This window comes from Streptomyces sp. NPDC006610, from assembly GCF_040611575.1.
Classification (GTDB): domain Bacteria; phylum Actinomycetota; class Actinomycetes; order Streptomycetales; family Streptomycetaceae; genus Streptomyces.
Window position 1 is genome coordinate 24,532 of sequence record NZ_JBEXOP010000041.1, and the last position, 19,255, is coordinate 43,786.

Sequence of the window (19,255 nt, forward strand, 5' to 3'; positions counted from 1 at the left end):
GCAATACTCCGGCCATGGATACAAGTGCGAGGGCGGACGGGATGCGGCAGGGCCGGGCGGCGCCCGGGATCGAGTCGGGCCGTCCCGTGGCATGGGTGCTGCGTTCCGCAGAGCTGGCGGATGTCGAGGCGATCGCGGAGCTGCGGGCAACGGTGATGCGCCCGGACCTGGAGCGGTTGGGCCGGTTCGACGAGCATCGGGTCCGGCAGCGGCTGCGGGATACTTTCTCCCCGCAGCACACGTTGGTCATCGTGGCCGATGGCGCCTTCGCGGGCTGCGTCACTTTGCGGCCGGCCGAGGACGGGCGGTGGCTGGAGCATTTCTATCTCGCCCCGAGCCTCCAGGGCCGAGGGCTCGGATCGGCTGTCCTGCGAACACTGCTGAAGCGGATCGATGCTGACGGCGTGCCTGTCCGCTTGAACGTCCTGCAGGGCAGCGCTGCCCGGCGGCTGTACGAGCGCCACGGGTTCACCGTGGAGGTTCAGGACCCGATCGACGTCTACATGGTGCGACGGCCGGGTGCAGGCTCCCTCGGAACGTGAAGAGGATTGTGGATGTTATGGGGGTGTGTCGTCTGTATGGGCCCGTGCCTCCTTGTCGCATCCTGCCTTCACCGGCATCTCCCGTGCGCATCTCCGCGAGCTGATTGAGGAGTTGGCCGGGATACCGGGGCGTGGCCAACGAGTTCCCCGGCCAGGTCGGCGCCCCGCCCCGCAAACCGAAAGACGACGCGCCGCTGGGCGAGAGATACGCCTGGCGTGAAAAGCGTCGCCGACAGTCCTCAACGCGGATCTGCGTGGAGCACACCAACGCCGAGCACAAGCAGTGGCGCCCCCTCCAGCGGTACATCGGCCGCCGTGAACACCATCCGGAGATCCATCGGGCCGTTGCCGGCCTGGTGTCCGACCGCGCCTACCGCCGGGCCGCGAAGCAACGGACGAGCACCGAACTCGTCCTCGTCCGCGCCGCTGGCTGCTGACCTCCCATCAGCCAGACCGCAAGGCCAGCACGTCCGATCCGTATTCGCTCACAACCTCGTAAGCCCGCAGGCTCTTCCCGGTCTTCAGCGCGGCGCCGGCGTCGCCGAGCGCAGTGGACACCGACGGCGTACAGGTCGACCGCGGCGGGGCTGATGCCGAACAGCCAGCCGGCCGGAACCACCGTGGGCAGGCGGCGCGCGGCGCGGCGCGCTTCCTCGCTCATCGCGAGCGCGTCGGCCCGTGGAAGCCGACACCCCTCCAGGAGGTCAACCTCCAGCCGGGGAACACGCTGCACAGGGGGCCAAGTGGACGCGGCTGTCGAGCAGGGCCCAGTCCTCGGCCTCTGCGGACCCGATCGCGGACTTCTTGCCGTGCAACAGATGTCGACGTCGTTGGTGGCGATGCAGCGGCCGTGCCCCTCAGACGAAGCCGGTCTTCTTGTTCGCGCACTGATGATCGCGGCTCGAGCTCTTGCCGCACTCGAACTGGGCCGGGGTATCGCTGCCTATCGCCTCCGCACGGAGGGCCAGTGCACCGACACCGGGGCATCGGGCCAGCAGTGGCCGCTGGTGTCATGGTGAGGGAGAGGGACAGGCGTAGCCCGTTCGTCTTCTGATCCGGCAAGGACCACGACGATCCGCCAGCTGTTGCGGTGCTGGGCGACACGTACGTGCCGCGCCAGGGCCCGCACGATGTGCATCCCTCTGCCGTGCTCTTCGTCCGGGAGTTCCGTGGCAACGCCCGCGCGCGGACCGCCGTGGTCGACGACCGTGAGGCCCAGCTGCCCGTCGTCCTCCAGCGTCAGGCCCAAGGTGACCTGGCACCGTCCGTGCATGGCGGCGTTGCCGGCGAGTTCGCTGACGATCAGTTCGGCGGTCTCAAGGGTCTCCCGGCCGAGCTGCCAGTTTGCCCCGAAAGACTTTCGCTACGCGATCTCCGCGCTGCGCTCTTCAGCGACGGCCGCTGTCCGCGGCCTCGGCGGTCCATGGTGTCCGGCACGTGAGGCACATGCGCTCTGGGAGGCCCGCCGGTCGGCGTCAACTGCCGGGCCTGTCGAAGGTCCGAAAGGCTTTCGTAAACCGACCGGTGACACGGAGACGTCCCGTCCTGATACTTGCCACCAACCAGCGCGCGACTGGGAGGCGCACCGCCGCTTTCGCGCGCCCCTGGTGACATCCCGCCAGCCCGCAAGACGATTCCCGCGCGCATTCAGGCCGCCCAGGACGACGGCCCCGGCACGCGCATGCTAGAAGGAGCCGCAGTTGAGATCTGACTCGATACGCAAGACGTTCGCGGTGGCGACCGCCGCAGCAATAGCAGGGGCGCTCACCCTCACACTCGCGCCGAGCGCGTCGGCGTACCAGCCGGCCCCTGCCGACCTGTACGTGGCGCAGAGCCCGACCTGCAACAAGCGTCCCTGCGTGCTTTACCCGAAGTCGGCGCAGCTGCCGAGCGGCCGGATCGTGGCGGCGTTCGAGAACAGCCAGGGCGATCCGGTCGGGCAGACGATGCCGCTGTACAAGAGCGACGACCACGGCACGACCTGGCAGAAGCTCACCGACCTCAAGGCCCCGGCCTACCTCTCCAGTGATCCGCAGTACGCCAAGTACACGAGCAACTGGACCAACCCCTACCTCTATGTGCTCCCTCACGACGTGGGCAGCCTGAAGGCCGGCACCCTGCTCCTTGCGAGCGTCGTCTCGGGCGACGATTACTACTACAAGGAGCGCAAGGCCGCCGACCCCGACTGGCAGCCCACCGGCGACGGCGACCGCAAGGACGTGTCGATCGCCCTGTACGCCAGCACGGACGACGGCGCCACCTGGAGCTTCGAGAACATCATCGCCGCCGGCGGATGGCAGGGCGGCGGAGGCTCGAACCGCTCGGCCGCCAACACGAACAAGCAGCAGGACCCCGTCTGGGAGCCCTACCTGTACGCCCGGGGCGGCAAGCTGATCGCCTACTACTCCGACGAGAACGAGTTCACCGGCTTCGACACCACCACCGGGGTGCCCGCCCTGGCCCCGGACAACGACACGGCGACGGACCCCGGCCACCAGATCCTCGCACACAAGACCTGGGACGGCACCAGCACCTCCTGGAGCACGCCCGTGGTCGACGTGCCCGGCACGACCGTGGCCGTCAACGGCAGGAACCTGATCGGCGGCGGGCGCCCCGGTATGACGACCCTCGCCCCGACCACCGACGGCAAGTGGCTCATGACGTACGAGTACTGGGGCGGAGGTTCCAACGTCCGTTACCGGATGGGAGACGATCCGCTGAAGTTCCACGCCGCCCACGACGACGCCGTCGGCGAGCTGCCCGTCCCCTCCGGAGGCGGCCGGCTCGCGACGGGCGGCAGCCCCGTGCTCTCCGCGCTGCCCGACGGCCGGATCGTCTACAACGCCAGCGGCAGCGGCCACGTCTGGGTGAACGAGTCCGGCAGGAGCACCGGCACCTGGAAGGAGTACCGGACACCGGTCCCCGCCGGATACAGCCGCAACCTCCAGCACGTCGACGGCACCGGCCGGGTGCTGATCCTGCAGGCGTCCTGGGCGGGTGGAAGCATCGGCCCGGTCAAGTACGGCGAGGTGGACCTCGGGCACTCCGACGGTGATTACTACACCCTCGTCAACCGGAAGACCGGCCAGGCCCTCAGCCCTCAGTCACGCAAGACCCAGGACGCCGACCTCACCGGCGGTGTTGCCGACCTGATCACGAACCCGGTGTCTGCGAGCGAGGACACCCAGCGCTGGCACCTCGCCGACAAGGGCGGCAAGGTGACGCTGCTCAACAAGGCCGGCGGCCGTGCCGCCGGGATCTGGGGCGGCGCCGCGACGGCCGGGGCGAGCCTCGCCCAGTGGGTCGACGACGGCGGCACCGACAAGCAGTGGACGCTCGTCCCCACCAGCGACGGCTACTACAAGCTCCGCTCCGTCGGGAACAGCAGCCTCTACATGAGCGGCACGACCGCCGGTGCGGCCGTCGACGTGCAGCCGGGGATCGATGCCTCCACGAACGCGTCCGCGGACGACGCGCAGGAATGGCGCCTCGTCCGCGAACCACTGCCGGTCGACTCGCCCTTCATTCTCAAGGGCGCCCACTCCAACCGTTGCCTGGATGTGCCGGACGGGCGCACCGGGGTACAGGTGCAGATCTTCGACTGCACCGGCAACGCCAACCAGGCCATCACTCAGACCGCCACGGGGGAACTCCGTGTGGCCGGCAAGTGTCTCGCCGCCGAGGGTGACGGCACTGCCGCGGGCACCAAGGTCATCCTCTGGTCGTGCAACGGCAGGACCAGCCAGCAGTGGTCGTTCCGGCTGGACGGCTCGGTGATCAACCGCTCCAACGGTCTGGTGATCGACGTCGCCGGCTGGGGCACGGCCAACGGGTCCCCCGTGCAGCTGTGGCACGCCCTCGGCAACGACACCCAGCGGTGGAGCCGCGTCTAACACCGCCGCAGCGGGCGCCGCGGACTTGTCCGTCGGCGCCCGCTGCTGTTGGCTTACGCCCGAACGCCCGGTGCCGAGCCGGCGAAGGAAGCAGGACAGTGACTGTTCAGGACAAGGGACAGCTGGAGGCGCAGTACGGGCTGCTGACGAGCATCGCTCAAGAGGCGGGCGTGTCTCTCAGTACCGTCTCCAAGGTGGTGCACCGGCGCCGGGACGTGGGCCGCACGACCCGGGACCGGGTTGAGGAACTGCTGATCCGGCACGGGTACGTGCGCCCGTGGGAGCGGCACCCGGAGGTCCCGCGGCAGATCGTCGCGGTGTTCAGGGATCTTTCGGGCCCCTACACCCTGGAGGTTGTCCGCGGGATCGTCGACGCGGCCGGCGAACTCGGCGTGCACGTGGTCACCGGCACCACCAGCAGGCGCTCCGTGTCCCAGTGGTTCCAGGAGTGCGTGGCGCTGGGCGCCGCCGGGCTGATCATCGTGATCTCGATGCTGTCGGAGGACGACCAGCGCCGCATCATCGAGCAGGGGCTGCCGGTGGTTCTCGTCGATCCGCTCAGCGCTCCGTCGGCGGACATCCCGAGCATCGGGGTGACCAACTGGAGTGGGGCCAGGGACGCGGTGCAGTACCTCGTCGGCCTGGGCCACACCCGGATCGGCATGGTCGCCGGGCGCTCCCACTCGCTGGCCGGGGCGGCGCGTCTGCACGGCTACCGCGCCGCGCTGGAGGAGGCGGGCATCGGCTATGATCCGGCGCTCGTGCGCTCGACGGACTTCGACTACGACGAGGCGCTGGCCGCCACCCTGCACATCCTCGGCACCGAGCAGCCGCCCACGGCCATGTTCGCGGCCAGTGACGCGCAGGCGCTGGGCGTCCTGGAGGCGGCCCGGCAGCGGGGTCTGCGAGTCCCGGGCGAGCTGGCGGTCATGTCCTTCGACGACACCCTGGTGGCAGCCATGGCCAGCCCGCCGCTGAGCGCGGTGCGGCAGCCGTTCGAGGAGCTGGGGCGGGAGGCCACCCGGGTGCTGCTCCAGGTCGCCGACGGCCGCCCGCCCGCCTCCCCGCGCATGGAGCTGGCGACCAGCCTCGTCCTGCGGACCTCGACGGCCCCGCCCGGCGGCGGCTGAGGGCAGCGGAAGGGGGCGGCCGGCCACGAGGGGCCGACCGCCCTTGTCGCATGGTCCGGGTCAGCCGCGCACGACCGTCACCGGTACGCCGTGCCGGCGGACGACCGACGCGTCGCGCGTTCCGCCGGTCAGATGCACCACGGCTTCGGTGGGTGTGTCGGCGCTGGAGGAACCGGCCTGCAGGAGGATGTCGCCGGGCTCGACGATCCGGTGGCCGTCCAGCCCGGTGAAGGCGAGGCGGTCGGTGTGGACGTCGAAGCGGACGGTCGCCTGCTCGCCCGGCTCCAAGGAAACCTTCGCGAACCCCAGTAGCGCCCGCACCGGCCTGGTGACCTGGGCGAGCGGGTCGGTGAAGTACAGCTGAACCGTCTCGGCACCAGGGACCGCGCCGGTGTTGCGCACACGGACCGACGCCGTGAACCCTCCGTCGGTCGGCACACTGTCGTGGTCCACGGACAGCCCGTCGATCTCGAACGTGGTGTACGACAGCCCGTGTCCGAAGGGGAAGGCGGGCGTGGGGTCGAGGTTGGACAGCCAGCTCTGCCGGTCACCCAGGGGCGGGTGCAGATAGGTGTAGGGCTGTCCCGCCGGCGAGGTCGGGATCTGCACGGGCAGTCTGCCGCTGAAGTTCGCCGTGCCCGCCAGGAGTTCGGCGACCGCGCGTCCGCCCTCCTCCCCTGGCAGGAAGACCTGCACCGTGGCCGCCGCAGCGGCGGCGAACCGTCCCACCGCGTACGGGCGGCCGCTGTTGACCACCAGGACGACGGGTGTGTCCGTGGCGAGCACTGCCTCGGCCAGTTCCTCCTGGACGCCGGGCAGGCGCAGGTCTTCCACGTCGCAGCCCTCGCCGGAGGTGCCGATGCCGAACATGCCGGGCTTGTCGCCGACGACCATGACGGTGAGGTCGGCCGCGGCACTCGCCGCCACCGCGGCCGCGATGCCCGAGCGGTCCTTCTCGCGGACCGGGCACCCCTGCTGGAACTCCCAGCGCACGCCCGGGAGTTGTTCGGCCAGCGCCGCCCGCAGCGACACTGCGTCGACGCCGTTGCCCAGGTCGTCGCGGTCGGAGAGGACGTGGTTGGGGAAGCTGTAACACCCGAACATGGTGCGTACGTCGTCGGCGCACGGGCCGATCAGGGCGATGCGTCCGGAGGACGGCAGAGGCAGGCTTCCGTCGTTCGACAGCAGGACGGCACTGGACCGGGCGACGGCACGGGCGAGTGCGCGGCTCTCCGGCTTGTCCAGCTCGAGTTGGCCGGCGCGCAGGGCGGCCGGGCGAGGATCCCAGTCCGCGTCGAGAAGTCCCAGCTCGACCTTCTGCCGCAGCACCCGGCGCACCGCCCGGTCGACGTCGGCCTCGTCGGCATCTCCGCGTCTCACGGCTTCGACGAGGGCGGTACCGAAGCCGCGCTGGTCGGGCAGTTCCACATCCATGCCCGCGTTGAGGGAGAGCGCACCGGCGCCTGACAGGTCGGCCGCCACCCGGTGGGCGTTCACCAGGAACGGCAGCGACCAGTAGTCGGAGACGACCGTCCCCTCGAAGCCCCACTGCTCCCTCAGGACGCTGGTCAGCAGCCACCGGCTGGCGGCGGGGGCCTCGCCGTCGATCTCGGCGTAGGAGTTCATGACGGAGCCCACGCCGGCGGCGACGAGCCGTTCGAAGGGCGGGAGGATGACGTCGGCCAGCTCGCGGCGCCCGATGTGCGCGGGCGCGTGGTTGCGCCCGCCCATGGAATCGGAGTAGCCGGCGAAATGCTTCAGTGTGGCGTACACCCCGGCGCTCTGCAGACCCAGGACGTATGCCTCGCCCATCTCGCCGACCAGGTGCGGGTCCTCGCCGTAGGTCTCCTCGCAGCGGCCCCAGCGGTAGTCGCGGACGACGTCGACGACCGGGGCGAGTCCCTGGTGGACGCCGGCCTCAGCCATGTCGGCGCCGATGGCCGCGCCGACCCGGCGGATCAGGTCCGGGTCGAAGGTGGCGGCCATGGCCAGGGAAGTGGGGTAGATCGTGGCGCCGTAGGCGGTGAAGCCGGTCAGGCACTCGTCGTGGGCCATGGCGGGGATGGCGAACCTGCTCTGTGCCATGATCTGCCGCTGGCGCTCCGCCAGGAGACGGGCGTGTTCCAGGGCAGGGCGGGGCACGGTGCCGTAGGGGCGGGTGAGCTGGCCCAGGCCGTGACGGGCGGTCTCGGTGAGCGGGCCGACGGGGGCGAAGAGGCTGGTGCCGGGGGCGACCTCCGGGCCGGCCGGCTCGACATCCTCCCAGCTGCTGCTCAGCTGGGCGGCCTTCTCCTCCAGGGTGAGGCGGGCGAGCAGCGCCTCGACACGTTCGTCCGTCGGCAGGGCGGGGTCGGTCCAGGGCCGGCCGTCCGTAGCCCGCGGCGGGCTTGCACGGTTCGTCGGCGCGTCGTGGTCAGGAGTGGTGGTGCTCATTCGACTGCTCCTCGTGAGGGCTTCGGGCACGCCGAGGCGGGCCGGGCTGTGAGCCCGGCCGTCCTCCTCTCGGCATGCGCTACTTGGAGAATCCGGCGGTCAGTCCGGCGACCAGCTGCCGCCTGGCCAGGACGAACACCACCAGCATGGGAAGGGTGGACAGGACGACCGCGGCCATGGTCGCGGGCACGTCGATGCCGAACTGACCGCGGTAAAGGGTCAGGGCGAGTGGCAGCACGGCTTTGTCCCCGCTCTGGGTGAGGATCAGCGGGAAGAGGAAGCCGTTCCACACCTGGAGCGCGTCGTAGACAGCGACCGTCATCAGGGCGGGGCGTGCCATCGGCGCGGCGAGGGAGAACAGCATGCGCCAGTCGCCGGCGCCGTCGACGATCATCGCCTCGAACAGCGAGCGGGGGATGTCCCGGAGGAAGCTGACGAGGATCATCACCGTGACCGGCAGCGCGAACGCCGCCGAGGGCAGCACGATCGCGAGCAGGCTGTCGTACATCTGCATGCGGATGATCAGCAGGTAGACCGGGATGATGACCGCTTGCAGCGGGATGGCGAGGCCCAGCAGGTACAGCCGGAAGGACAGGCGGGACCAGGGGTTGGTGTAGCGGACGATGCAGAAGGAGGCCATCAGGGCGGTGACCACGGTGAGCGCGACGGTCGCGACCGTGACGACGACGCTGTTGAGCAGGTAGGTCGTGAAGTCGCCGTCGAGGACGGTCCGGTAGTTGTCGAGGGTGGGGTGGCCGGGCAGGGCCAGCGGACTGTCGCTGGTGAAGTCCGTGCGGTTGCGCAGGCTGGTCACGACCAGCCAGTACACGGGCACGACGACGAGCGCGGTCCACCCCAGTGCGGCGGCGCCGGACAGCGCGCGGCGCAGTGGCGTGCGGGTGCGCCGCGGGCGGGTGGCGGACGGCGCCGGGGACCGGGTGGCATGCTGCGGACCGCGTGCCCTGCGCGCCTTGGCCATGGTGGGGGTGGTCACAGGCCCTCCTGCTGGCTGTCCATCCGGGTGAAGCCGGACAGGCGGGTGGTGAGCAGCGACAGGGCGAGGCCGAAGACGACCAGGAGCGTGGCGAGCGCGCTGGCCCGGCCCATGTCGTGCGCCTGGAAACCCGTGATGTACATGGCCAGGGGCAGCACGCGAGTCGCGTCGCCCGGGCCGCCGGTGCCGCCGGACAGGACGAAGATCAGGTCGAAGTAGGTCAGTGAGCCCACCAGCATGAGCGTGCTCGACGTGACGAAGGTGTACTTCAGCTGGGGCAGCGTGATCCGCAGCAGGCGGGTCACCGGACCGGCGCCGTCGATGGCGGCGGCCTCGTACAGGGAAACGGGGATCTGCCGGATGCCGGCCTGGTACAGCAGGGCGTGGAACGGCACGAACTGCCAGGCGATCACGAAGATCACCGTGTAGAGGGCCAGCTCGGGCGAACCGAGCAGCGGACGGGCCAGCCAGTCCAGTCCCGGTGTGGAGCCGATGCCGAAGGAAGGATCGAGCAGGGCCTGCCAGGTCAGGCCGATAGCGACCGCGGACAGCAGCAGCGGGAGGAACCACAGCACGGCGAGGAAGGCGCGCGTCCGGCCGCGGGGGGCCTGGAAGAGACCCAGTGCCAGCGCCAGCGGTGTCTGGACCACCCAGCTGATCAGCATCACCTTGACGGTGAGCCACAGCGCTTGCCAGGTGGAGCCGTCAGTCAGGACGCCGCTCCAGTTGCCGAAGCCGTGCCAGCCGATGGATCCCAGGCCGTCCCAGCTGGTGAGGCTGAGTACCACGACGCCGCCGAGCGGGATCAGGCCGAACAGTCCGAACAGGATCAGGGCGGGCGCGGCCATCAGCAGGCCGCTGAGGCCGCGCCGCCCGCCACGCACCGCGTCCGGCCGTGTCCCGCGGGGCACGGGCGGACGCGTACGAGCGACCGCGGTCATTACTTCGCCGCCTCGCTCATGTTCTCGCCGAACTGCTCGGGCTTGATCTGTCCCAGCAGCGACTTGTCCACGTTGGTCAGCAGCGGGTCCGCCTGGTCCGAGGGCAGGTCCTGGTCCCAGGAGAGCTGGAAGTTGGGAGCACCCTCCACCAGGCCGTGGACGAAGGACAGCCACTTCCTGTCGTCGGCCGACTTCACCTGGGCGAGGCGGGAGTCCAGCTTGGTGACGGGCGGCACGCTGCCGGAGGTGATGTAGGCGTCGATCTGGTCCTCGTTCATGACGTAGTCCTTCAGATACGTCAGTGCCGCTTCCTTGTTCTTGCTCGCCGAGTTCAGCGACAGGAAGTTCGAGGGGTTGCCGACGATGTTCTTCGGATCGCCCGCGCCACCGGGCAGCGCCGGGAAGGCCATGTAGCCCAGGTCCTTCTTCACGAAGTCCGGTGCCGCCTTGACCAGGTTGGCGTACTCCCAGGTGCCCATCAGCTCCATGCCGGCCTTACCGGTGTAGAGCAGGGCAGTGGAGGCGCCCTGGTCGTAGTTGACGGAGGAGGCGTTGTCGCCGAAGGCGCCGGCCTCGGCGAGTTCCTGCAGGCGGGAGTTGGCCTTGGTGACCGCCGGGTCCTTCCAGACGGCCGTGTCTCCGGCTGCGATCTCCTGGAACACCTCGTGGCCGCCTTCGCGGTCGAGGAGGTACTCCAGGTGCATCAGGGTCGGCCACTTGGAGTTCGCCGCGAGGGAGATCGGGGTGACCCCGTCGTCCCTGAGCTTCTTCACGGCGCTCAGCAGGTCGTCGTAGGTCTTCGGCGGTTCGACGCCGGCGTCCTTGAGGACCTTCTTGTTGTAGAAGAGGACGACCGGAGCGAGCCCGTTGGCCGGGACGCCGTAGACCTCGCCCCCGAACTCGGCGCTCTGCAGCACGCTCGGCATGAACCGCAGCAGGTTGACCTGGCTGTCGGTCACGGCGTCGACCTTGCCCGCTTCCACGTAGTCGTTGAGTGCCCCGCCGCCCCAGTTGAAGAAGAGATCCGGGGCCTGGTTCGCGCCGAATGCCACGCGCAGCTTCTGCTTGTAGTCGTCGTTGGCGAACAGCCGCAGGTTGATCTTCTCGTCCGGGTGGTCCTTGTTGTAGGCGTCCACGGACTCCTTGAGGATCGTCTGGTCCGTCAGCGCCCACATCGTCAGGCCCTCGCCCGAGGAGGTAGTGGAAGGACCGGAGGACCCGCACGCGGCGAGGCTCAGGGCCGTCGAAGCGGCGGCCGCGGACACGACCGCGCGCCGCCACCTGATCCTCGTGGACGTGCGGTCGGCCACGTCACCGCGTTCCTGGTTCCTGTGCATGCTCTGCCTCTTTCTCTTCTGATGCGCTGTTCCTGCTGAGGAGTGCGACAGCTCGCACGAAAGGCTTTCGGATATGCGCGCTGCGGACACGTGCCTGATGGACCGGGACACTGGCACGGGTTTCACAGGCGGTACAAGACGATGAAAACCGTCGGTTACGAAACACTTTCGCAAGGAGGGCGTCGAAGGCAGGGCACGGTCGTCCAGCGGCGCGAGAGGCTCCTGGACGTCAGGCACCATGGTCAGCGACCAGGCACGCGGGGTGCTGCTGGCGCTGGCCCGTTGGGGGGACAAGCGGAGCTGACAGATGTCGTACGAGGCGATGTCTCACGACAACTACGAGAACCACATCGTCTTAGGCCAGTGCGGCTTGGGAGCGCTTGATGTCGAGAACGTCGTCGCCGGCTCATCCAGTGGGAGGCCGGGTGGCCTTCGGTTTCTGGAACGGGGCCCCGGTGCTACCCCGCGGTCAATGCCCAGGCGATCCGCGGGCAGCTGCGCGACCTCCTGGCCGTGATGGCCCTGCAGCCCCAGGACTGGTGGACTCGCACGTTGAGGTGTCGTGTATTCGCTGGGCATTCACGACCTCGGTCACGACGAGTAGCTGGTTCAGGGCGGTTTTCCGCGAGCCAGGCGGGGACAGCGGAAAACCCGAGCTCAAGCGCACTTACCTTGTGTGATCGGCCGGAGCGTATCGGCTCCCGGTTTCTCCGGCTTCGGTGACCGGGCAGGTGATTGTCTTGTCGTGGTAGTCGAAGGCCATTGCGACGACAGGGGCCGGGGGTGTGGGGCGAGCTGTCGGATTGTGGAGGTCCGGCCGCGCTGCGGAGGGACGCCGATGGTCACGCAGGTGGGCCTGGAGGATGACCGGGTTCATCGGCTGTCCGGGCTGGCGGCCGGTGATCCGATGCTGGTGGCGTCAGGCGCCTTCGTACGCCCAGGCCGGCATCGCACCGTTCCGGCCCGGCTGCCCCCTGGTCGAGCGCGAGAGCATGCTGGGGCGCGGCGCGACGCCGGCAGGTTCCCGCTTTTGAGACGCAGGGCGCTGGGAGGAGTCACCCCGCCAGGCGTACGCGCAGGTATGCTGCGCGCCGCCAGGGCCGCCGTGCCCGGACTCGTCACCGCGGCGGCGTGATCACCTCCGCCCGCGTCCTCGCCGCGATCTTCGCCGCGCCGGGCGTCGTGCCCCTCGCCTTCCTCGTGCAGCTCGCCTTCATCGTCGCCTTCGGCGTCCTGCCGGACACCCTGCTGGTGTGGTCGCCCGGGCCGCCTGGGGCACAGGCGGTAGCGGCTGCCGTCGTCACTCCCGCTCCTGGTGCTCGATGGCCGCCGGCCGCAGTTGCGCCGCCCGGATGCGGTCGACGTCGAGCTTCGAGGCGCGGTCGAAGCGGTAGACGCCGTTCTGCTCCTGGAACACGTCGGTCAGCTGGGTGTAGCAGTAGCCGAACATGTTCGGGTCGCTCAGCAGCACCTCGACGAGGCCGCTGAACCGGGCGTGGAACTCCTCCTCGTCGCGGACCCGTTCCCCGTATCCCCAGGAGACGGTGCGGTCCTCGCCGGACCGCTCGGCAGCGGCCTCGGGGTCCCACCAGATGCCGCCGAACTCACTGACGAAGTACGGCTGACCGCGGTACGGCACCGAGTAGGGCGTGCCGCTCTCGTGGGTGTTGACGAACGGCTCGTCCTTGACGAGCCCCGACATCAGCTGCCGGAACGTCTCCGGGTCCTGCTCGTAGTTGTGGGAGTCGTAGACGTCGGTCTCCGCGACCCGGTGGGAGTAGCCGGACGCGTCGATGACCGGCCGGGTGGTGTCCATCGCCTTGGTGGCCAGGAACATCGCCCGGGTCACGTCGTCGAGCTGGGTGATGCGGTCGTGGAGCTTCTGGTAGGTCTCGTTCAGCGGGCACCAGCCGATGATCGAGGGGTGGGAGTAGTCCCGTTCCAGCGCTTCCAGCCACTGGGCGACGTAGGAGGCGTCGGGTTTCTGGTTGTCACCGGAGGAGCCGCCCGTCTCGCAGCCCCAGTCCCCGAACTCGCCCCAGACCAGGTAGCCGAGGCGGTCGGCGTGGTAGAGGAAGCGCTCCTCGAAGACCTTCTGGTGCAGGCGCGCGCCGTTGAAGCCGGCGGCCATGGCGAGCTCGATGTCCCTCACCAGTGCCTCGTCGCTCGGCGCGGTCATCAGCCCGTCCGGGTACCAGCCCTGGTCGAGCACGAGACGCTGGAACACCGGACGTCCGTTGAGGGTCACGGCCTTGCCGCGCAGGCCCACGGCACGCAGCCCCGCGTAACTGCCCGCGCTGTCGGCCACCTGCCCGTCGGCGTCGAGGAGTTCGAGCCGCAGGTCGTACAGGAACGGGTCGCCGGGGCCCCACTCGCGCCGCCGCTCCTCCGGCACCGGCAGATGCAGACGCGGGGCGAGGTCCAGGTCGGCGCGTGCCTCGGCGCGGCTCACCTCGCCCTCGCCGTCGCTGAGAACGGCCCGCACCCGGTACCCCGGGCGGTTGCCGGACAGCGGCAGTTCGACGTGGAAGGCGGAGCCCGCGAGGTCGGGGGTGATGCGGGGGCGCCGCAGGTGCAGGTCAGGGACGGGCTCGAGCCAGACGGTCTGCCAGATGCCGGTCACCCGCGTGTAGTTGCAGTCGTGGTTGGCGTACTGGATCGCCTGCTTGCCCCGCGCCTGCGGTCCCGACTTGGCGTCGCGGGCCCGTACGGTGATCACCACCTCCTCACCTGCCCCGGCGATGTCACCGAGGTCGGCGGTGAAGGGCGTGAAGCCGCCGCGATGACGCGCCACCTCCTTGCCGTTGGCCCACACGGTCGTGTCGTGGTCGACGGCGCCGAAGTGCAGCAGCACGTGCCGCCCGGCCCACTGAGCCGGCAGGGTGACGGCTCGCCGGTACCAGACGGCGTGCAGGAAGTCGGTTTCGCCGATGCCGGACAGCTCCGACTCGGGAGGGAAGGGGACCAGGATCTCCTCGCGCAACTCCCGGCCGAGCAGACCGCGTTCGAGGCCGCTGTCGCCCCGGTCGGTCTCGAACTGCCAGACGCCGTTGAGGTTGAGCCAGTCGCGCCGCACGAACTGCGGGCGCGGGTACTCCGGACGCGGGGCGGAGTGAGAGAGCACACAGACTCCAGTCGGATCGATGGGGGGCCAGGACGGCCGCGCCCGTGGATGAGCGAGGGGAGAAGGTCAGGAACCGCCGAGGCCGGTGGTGGCCACGGAGTCGACGATGCGTCGCTGGAAGAAGAGGAACACCACGATCAGCGGCAGCGCGGCGAGCAACGCGGACGCCATGGACTGCGCGTACTGGATGCCGTAGGCGTCCTTCACGGTGGCCAGGCCCACCGGAAGGGTCATCAGGTCGGAGTCGTTGGTGACGATGAAGGGCCACAGGAAGTTGTTCCACGCCCCGATGAACACGAAGATCGCCACGGCGGCCACGATCGGCCGCGACAACGGCAGCACCACGGACAGGAACACCCGGAACTCCGAGGCGCCGTCGATGCGGGCGGCGTCCTGCAGTTCCCGGGGGATGCCGTCGAAGAAACGCTTGAGGATGAACACCATCATGGGCGCGACCACCTGCGGCAGGATCACCCCGGCATAGGTGTCCACCAGGTCGAACAGCAGCATCTGCTCGAACAGCGGCACCACGAGCAGCTGCGGCGGGATCATGATGGCCGCGACGGTGACACCGAGCAGGGCCCGGCGGCCACGGAACGTGCCGCGGGAGAAGCCGTACGCGGCGAGTGTGGAGACGGCGACCGTGATCACCGTGACCAGCGCCGCGATCAGGAAGCTGTTGAAGGCCCACAGGGTGACGTTGCCGCGCTCCAGGATCTGCCGGTACGCCTCCGCCGTGAACGCGCCCTTGAACGGAGACAGTCCGGGGGAGGCCACGTCCTGTTCGCTCTGCACGGACGTGGCGATCGCCCACACGAAGGGCACCAGCCAGACGGCCGCGAGGACGACGAGCGCGGTCCCGGCCAGCACGCGCGGCAGCCTGCCGTGGCCGAGGAGGAGGGGTGAGCCGGCCGCTTCGCGGGGTGGCCGTGGGCGCGAGGTGGTGGAGATGGCGGACACGGTCAGTCCTCCCGGCGGAAGATGCGGAGCTGCACGAGCGAGACGACGATGACGAGCGCGAAGAAGAGATATGAGACGGCCGAGGCGTAGCCGAGCCGGTAGCCGGTGAAGCCGACGTCGTAGACGTACTCCAGGATCGGGCGGGTCGAGCCGTTGGGGCCGCCCTTGGTGAGGATGTAGATCTGGTCGAACACCTTGAGGGAGGCGAGGATCTGCAGCATCGCCACCAGCGCGGTGGTCCTGTGCAGCTGCGGCAGCGTGATCGACCACAGCCGTCGCCAGGCACCGGCGCCGTCCAGCGCGGCGGCCTCGTCGTAGGTCGACGGGAGGGACTGCAGCGCGGCGAGGTAGAGCAGGAAGTTGAAACCGATCGTCCACCAGACGGTGAGGGCGGCGATCGACCACATCGCCACGGACTCGTCGGAGAGCCAGCCGACGGGCTCGAGACCGAGCGCGCCGAGCAGCTGGTTGCCGAGGCCCAGGTCCGGCTGGTAGAGCCACGCCCAGATGAGGGTCACCACGGTCACCGGCAGCAGATACGGCGCGAAGAAGGCCAGCCGCCACGCCCACTGCCCGGCGATCCCACTGTGCACCAGCAGGGCCATGGCCAACGACACCAGCACCAGCGGGACGCTCGAAATCGCGGTGAACAACAGCGTGTTGCCGAGGCTGCTCCACACGTCCGGGTCACCGAACGCCTCGGTGTAATTGTCGAAGCCGACGAACGCCGTCTCGCGCAGGGCGAGAGAGGTGTCGGTGAGGCTCATCCAGAGCCCGTGCACGACGGGCCACACCAGGAACAGGCCGAAGACGAGCAGGAACGGCAGGACGAAGACGAGTCCCGAACCCGATGTGGCGGTGATGCCGGCACGACCCGTACGGAGACGGCCGCCCGGCCGTCGGGTGCTCGCGTCGCCGGGCGCCTTCGTCCCCGGGGGTGCGGTGGTTGCCATGTGTACGCTCCTTGTCCTCGTCAGGCCACCGGGTTGGGCAGCCGCAGCAGCGCGTCCGCCTCGCGGACCATCTGGCGCACCGCCTTCTCGGCGGAGGTGTTGCCCAGCAGCGCCGACTGCAGCGGCTGGCACATCCGGTTCTGGAAGTTCGACCCGGACCCGGTGAACCAGTTGGGCGGGTCGAGGACCGCCACGTCGGCGGCGTCCGCGTACGAGGACTGCGGATCGAGCGCGGCGTACTCCGGTTCCTCCAGCACCGGTCGGTACGCCGGGATGTGACCGGCGGTGGCCCAGGTCAGGCTCCGCTTGACGATCTCCGCGACATACCGGTGGGCCTCGCGCCGCCGTGCCGGATCGGGGTCGTCCTGGTGCGGGAGGACGAAGGCATGGCTGTCGGTGTAGACGGCCGGCTTGCCGAAGACCTGGGGGAAGGGCGCTGCACCGAGGGGGATGCCGGACTCCTTCAGCGTCGGCAGCTCCCATTCGCCCACCATGATCATGCCGCCGCGACCGCCGAGGAAGCCGGCCATCGCCCCGTTGTAGTCGAGGTTGTTGGGGTTGGTGCGGCCGTCGAACAGCTGCTGCATGAACGTCACGACGCGGACCGCGGCCTCGACGTCGATCTCCGGCGGCCCTCCGTCAGGGAGGGAGAGCGAGGCGCCGGTCTGCGCGTACAGGGCGGAGAACTGGCGCCAGCTCTGCGCCGTGTCGGTGACATGGCCGAACAGGACGCCCGACTTCCCGGTGGCTTCGGCCAGCGCCCTGCCCGCCTCCAGAAACGCCTCGGGCGAACCCATGGGCGCGAGTTCCCCGGCGGAGTCGAGGAGTCCGGCGCGGTCCGCCGCCTCCTTGTCGTAGAACACGATGAACGGGTGCACGTCCAGCGGGATCGCGTACACGGTGCCGTCGTGCCGGGTACGCGACCAGACCGCCGGCGTGAAGTCCCGCTCGGTCACGCCGAACTCGGCGAGCAGGTCCAGGTCGAAGGGGTCGAGCAGGCCGCCGGGGGCGTAGCCCGCCAGCCGGGACAGATGGAGCACGGCCACGTCGGAGGCGCGGCCTCCGGCGGCCGACATGGCGAGCTTGGTGTAGTAGGACGGGCCCCAGTCCAGGATCGTCCGGTCGATGTCGAAGCCCTTCGGGCCACTGGAGACGGCCTTGATCATGTCGTCCATCAGCAGACCGTCGCCGCCCTGGAACAGGTCCCAGACGCTCAGCGCGGAGGCGCCGGAGGCCGAGGCCGGTGTGGCGCAGCCGGACAGCGGTGCCGCGGCGAGCAGCGCCCCGGCCGCGGCCATGCCGTTGCGCATCAGCCGGCGGCGGGAGAGTCCGGGCGCGGGATCGGGCGAGCGCCCGGCTTCTGGGACAGGGGGTCGGAGAGTCATCACGGACCTTTCGACGGCCGGATACGCCTGAACGAGCTGGCGGTGGTCCACGGGCGAGGGTGTGGATCACTGCACAGGGCGGGTGGGGAAGTGCGGGTGACGCGATGCGACGCTGTGTTTTTACATCGATGTACATCTGGCTGTAAAGAGGTCCCGTACGACCGGCTGACAGCCGGGTGCCGGGCCCGCGAGGCCTGCCTTCAGGTGAGTGCCACCGGGACGGGACATAGACTCGGTGGCGGCGAGGGGCAGGGAGGGCGCGGTGGCACGACCCAGCATCAAGGACGTCGCACGGCACGCGGGCGTGTCGGAGAAGACGGTCTCCAATGTGATCAACGACTACGTCCATGTCTCCGACCGCACCAGACGCGCGGTCCAGGAGGCGATAGAGCACCTCGGCTACCGGGTGAACCTGGCCGGCCGTCACCTGCGCAAGGGCCGCACCGGCATCATCGCGCTGGTCCTGCCCGAGCTGGACCTCCCGTACTTCGCGGAGCTCGCCCGGCACGTCATCCGCGAAGCCGAACAGCGCTCCCTGACCGTGCTCATCCACCAGACCGGCGCGGACCGGGCTCACGAACTGGCGGCGCTCACCGGGTTCGGCTCCACCTTCGTCGACGGCGTCATCCTCAGCCCGCTCGCCCTGACCGCCGACGACCTCACCGACCGCCCGCGCGGCGCGCCCCCGACCGTGCTCCTCGGCGAACTGGTGGAGGAGGGCGCGGACCATGTCGCCATCGACAACGAGAAGGCCGCGCGCGAGGCGACCGAGCATCTGATCGGCCTCGGCCGCCGGACGATCCTGGTGGTCGGCGGGCGCGACGAGCCGGGCCACGGCACGGCCCAGGCCCGCACACGCGGCTACCGCGCGGCCCTCGCCGAGGCGGGCATCGCCTTCGACCCGGCGGCCCTGCTGCGCGTGGCGTACTTCCGCACGCCCGACGGCGCCGAGGCGGTGGCCCGCGCCCTCCGCGACGGCGTCCGCCCCGACGCACTGCTGTGCCTCAACGACCAGATGGCACTGGGCGCGTTGCGCACCCTGCACGAGTACGGCCTCCGCGTGCCCGAGGACGTCGCCGTCGTCGGCTTCGACGACGTCGAAGGCGGACGCTTCAGCATCCCCACGCTGAGCACGGTGGCACCCGACAAGGCGGCGGTCGCCAAAACCGCGGTGGACCTGCTGCAACGCCGCATGGACGAGGCGTCGGGGACGGCCGGGGAGAGCGACGCCTCGACCGCCGACCGGCCGCCCCGCGACCTGCGGGTGCCGCACCGGCTCGTCCTGCGGGAGAGCACCGAGGGACGCCGCGGCACCGGCCGCTGATCAGGAACGCTAGGACGGACCCGGCGCGCCGGCTCTGACGGCACGCCCCGGCGCTCGTCACCAGGTCTTCGCCGACGGAGGCGGGGCGATCGCGATCCCGGCGATCCGGCGCAGGTCGGTCGATCTGTTGCGGATCCTGAGACTTCGGCGCGCCCTCGGACGGCACCGGCTTCTCGTGCTTGCGCTGACCGGCGTGCTGGGCCTGCTCGCCGCCACCCCCGCCGCAATCTCCCCCCTGG

General features: G+C 70.0%; 14 protein-coding genes and 1 pseudogene. 5 read left to right on the plus strand and 10 right to left on the minus strand.

Going from position 1 to position 19,255, the window contains the following annotated elements; genetic code table 11:
* Positions 1–14: 14 nt before the first annotated feature.
* Both ABZY13_RS27110 and ABZY13_RS27115 read left to right on the plus strand, forming a co-directional pair.
* Positions 15–542: a GNAT family N-acetyltransferase gene (locus ABZY13_RS27110; protein ID WP_356635204.1), complete on the plus strand. Its 528-nt coding sequence runs from the start codon at positions 15–17 to the stop codon at positions 540–542.
* A 131-nt stretch (positions 543–673) separates the two neighbouring features.
* Positions 674–979, plus strand: a complete 306-nt coding sequence (locus tag ABZY13_RS27115; protein ID WP_356635206.1) for a transposase — start codon at positions 674–676, stop codon at positions 977–979.
* A gap of 64 nt (positions 980–1,043) precedes the next feature.
* On the opposite strand, the pseudogene ABZY13_RS27120 reads toward ABZY13_RS27115, so the two are convergent.
* Positions 1,044–1,221 (minus strand): annotated as a pseudogene (locus ABZY13_RS27120) (transcriptional regulator); the annotation flags it as partial.
* Positions 1,222–1,485: 264 nt separating this feature from the next.
* Positions 1,486–1,848 (minus strand): ATP-binding protein, encoded by a 363-nt coding sequence (locus ABZY13_RS27125; RefSeq protein WP_356635263.1) that lies wholly within the window; start codon positions 1,846–1,848, stop codon positions 1,486–1,488.
* Between the two features lie 517 nt (positions 1,849–2,365).
* Here ABZY13_RS27125 and ABZY13_RS27130 point away from each other — a divergent pair.
* Together ABZY13_RS27130 and ABZY13_RS27135 are read left to right on the plus strand one after the other, a co-directional pair.
* A complete protein-coding gene (locus ABZY13_RS27130; RefSeq protein ID WP_356635265.1) occupies positions 2,366–4,435 on the plus strand; it encodes an RICIN domain-containing protein in 2,070 nt (689 codons plus the stop codon).
* Positions 4,436–4,533: 98 nt separating this feature from the next.
* Complete coding sequence (locus ABZY13_RS27135; RefSeq protein WP_356635208.1) at positions 4,534–5,565, plus strand: LacI family DNA-binding transcriptional regulator; 1,032 nt, start codon at positions 4,534–4,536, stop codon at positions 5,563–5,565.
* A 60-nt stretch (positions 5,566–5,625) separates the two neighbouring features.
* Here the strand turns inward: ABZY13_RS27135 and ABZY13_RS27140 are convergent, their stop codons facing one another.
* The 8 genes from ABZY13_RS27140 to ABZY13_RS27175 all read right to left on the minus strand — a co-directional run bounded on the left by ABZY13_RS27140 (position 5,626) and on the right by ABZY13_RS27175 (position 17,692).
* Positions 5,626–7,998 carry a glycoside hydrolase family 3 N-terminal domain-containing protein gene (locus ABZY13_RS27140; RefSeq protein WP_356635210.1) on the minus strand — a complete coding sequence of 791 codons (2,373 nt, stop codon included), beginning with the start codon at positions 7,996–7,998 and terminating at the stop codon, positions 5,626–5,628.
* Between the two features lie 79 nt (positions 7,999–8,077).
* A complete protein-coding gene (locus ABZY13_RS27145; RefSeq protein ID WP_356635212.1) occupies positions 8,078–8,992 on the minus strand; it encodes a carbohydrate ABC transporter permease in 915 nt (304 codons plus the stop codon).
* A complete protein-coding gene (locus ABZY13_RS27150; RefSeq protein WP_356635267.1) occupies positions 8,989–9,840 on the minus strand; it encodes a sugar ABC transporter permease in 852 nt (283 codons plus the stop codon). The genes ABZY13_RS27145 and ABZY13_RS27150 overlap by 4 nt, the downstream gene beginning before the upstream one ends.
* Positions 9,841–9,932: 92 nt before the next feature.
* A complete protein-coding gene (locus ABZY13_RS27155; protein ID WP_356635214.1) occupies positions 9,933–11,270 on the minus strand; it encodes an extracellular solute-binding protein in 1,338 nt (445 codons plus the stop codon).
* A gap of 1,300 nt (positions 11,271–12,570) precedes the next feature.
* On the minus strand, positions 12,571–14,394 hold the full coding sequence (locus tag ABZY13_RS27160; protein WP_356635216.1) for a sugar-binding domain-containing protein: 1,824 nt from the start codon (positions 14,392–14,394) through the stop codon (positions 12,571–12,573).
* Between the two features lie 66 nt (positions 14,395–14,460).
* Positions 14,461–15,354, minus strand: coding sequence for a carbohydrate ABC transporter permease (locus ABZY13_RS27165; protein WP_356635219.1), 894 nt, complete (start codon positions 15,352–15,354; stop codon positions 14,461–14,463).
* A gap of 2 nt (positions 15,355–15,356) precedes the next feature.
* Complete coding sequence (locus ABZY13_RS27170; protein WP_356635221.1) at positions 15,357–16,307, minus strand: sugar ABC transporter permease; 951 nt, start codon at positions 16,305–16,307, stop codon at positions 15,357–15,359.
* A 20-nt stretch (positions 16,308–16,327) separates the two neighbouring features.
* Entirely contained in the window at positions 16,328–17,692 is a 1,365-nt protein-coding gene (locus ABZY13_RS27175) for an extracellular solute-binding protein (RefSeq protein WP_356635223.1), read from the minus strand.
* Positions 17,693–17,954: 262 nt separating this feature from the next.
* Between ABZY13_RS27175 and ABZY13_RS27180 the strand changes: the two genes are divergently transcribed.
* Positions 17,955–19,016 (plus strand): LacI family DNA-binding transcriptional regulator, encoded by a 1,062-nt coding sequence (locus ABZY13_RS27180; protein ID WP_356635225.1) that lies wholly within the window; start codon positions 17,955–17,957, stop codon positions 19,014–19,016.
* The last annotated feature ends 239 nt before the right edge of the window (positions 19,017–19,255 follow it).